The sequence below is a fragment of the Devosia insulae DS-56 genome, assembly GCF_000970465.2.
Lineage (GTDB): Bacteria > Pseudomonadota > Alphaproteobacteria > Rhizobiales > Devosiaceae > Devosia_A > Devosia_A insulae.
Genome location: NZ_LAJE02000336.1, coordinates 1 through 1,358 on the forward strand (window position 1 = coordinate 1; position 1,358 = coordinate 1,358).

Below are 1,358 nucleotides of genomic sequence, written 5' to 3' on the forward strand. Positions count from 1 at the left end.
GCGGGGCGCCTTCCCGGCGCCGACAGGGGATAGCGGCGCGATGGGCCTCGGCCGGCGCCGGGCATCAGAGGAAGGGATTTCAGATGAGAGTTGTTTCGAAAGAGGGCTGGCGCATTGCCGCCGGCGCCGTGGCGTTGACGGCAATGATGGGGCCGGCGCTGGCGCAGGATGTCACCACCATTCGCGTGCTCAACTGGCAGCCAGGCGGACCGGATTACTGGACGCAGCTGGTGGCGGCGTTCGAGAAGGCCAATCCGGATGTGAAGGTCGAACTGGAGACCGTGCCGTTCGACCGCTATCCGAGCGTCCAGGGTCCCTACATCGCGACCAAGAGCGGCCCCGATGTGATGGAGAACAATGCCGGCCTCGAGCTGTTCGATCGGCGCAGCGCCTATGTGCAGCTGCCCGAAGACGTGCTCGCCGCGGCGGGTGACCTGATCACCTATTCGGGTGGCTGCCTCAACTATGACACCACCCAGCCCTGCTACGGCCTGCCGTTCGGCTACCAGGGCAATGTGATGTACTACAACAAGGCGGTGTTGACCGAAGCCGGGCTCGATGCGGCCAACCCGCCCAGGACCTGGGACGAGATGGATGCCGCCTGCACCGCGGTGAAAGCCATCGGCAAGACCTGCCTCGCGCATGGCATGACCGGGGTGTTCCCGGCCTACTGGAACTTCCCGGAAGTCGCCCGCAACTTCCTCACCGAAGACGACATGCGCGCCATCATGGCGGGTAAGCTCCCCTGGACCGACCCCAAGATGGTGTCGATCCTCGAAGCCATGGCCTCGATCGGCACGACGCGCGGCTGGATCAACTCGAGCTCGCCGTCGATTTCGATGCTGCCCGATGGCGCCGATATCTTCCAGAGCGGCAATGCCGCCTTCGCCTCCACCATCATCGCCGATGCGGTGAACTGGGCGGCGTTCGGCAAGGCGCTGGGCGATGAGAATGTCGGCGCGATGAGCTGGCCGGTGCTGGTGGCCGATGCGCCGCTGGCCCATAGCTTCAGCGGCACCGAGAGCTCGGTGTTCGGCGTGACGCCGTGGAGCACCAAGCAGGAAGCGGGCTTCAAGTTCGTGAAGTTCGTCGCCGGGGTCGAGAACGCCAACCTCCTCGCCAGCGTCGCCGGCGGCATCTCGCTCAACAAGAATGTCGATCCCAACGCTTTGCCCAAGTCGCAGGCGCTGGCGCAGATCCAGGAGATCATCAAGACGCCGACCCTGCATGTCGGCGTGCTGCTCTCCGGCCAGGAAGCCGATGCCCTGGCGCGCGGCTGGCAGGAAGTGACGCTGGGGACGCTCAGTGTGGCGGACTGGACGGCGCAGATGCAGACGGCGCTCGAGGAGAGCCCGAGC

Annotated in this window: 1 protein-coding gene; it reads left to right on the forward strand. The window is 65.8% G+C overall.

Annotated elements, in window-relative coordinates; all coding sequences use genetic code 11:
- Positions 1–83 precede the first annotated feature (83 nt).
- On the forward strand, positions 84–1,358 hold a 1,275-nt coding region (locus VW23_RS22050), incomplete at its 3' end, for an ABC transporter substrate-binding protein (protein WP_069911651.1).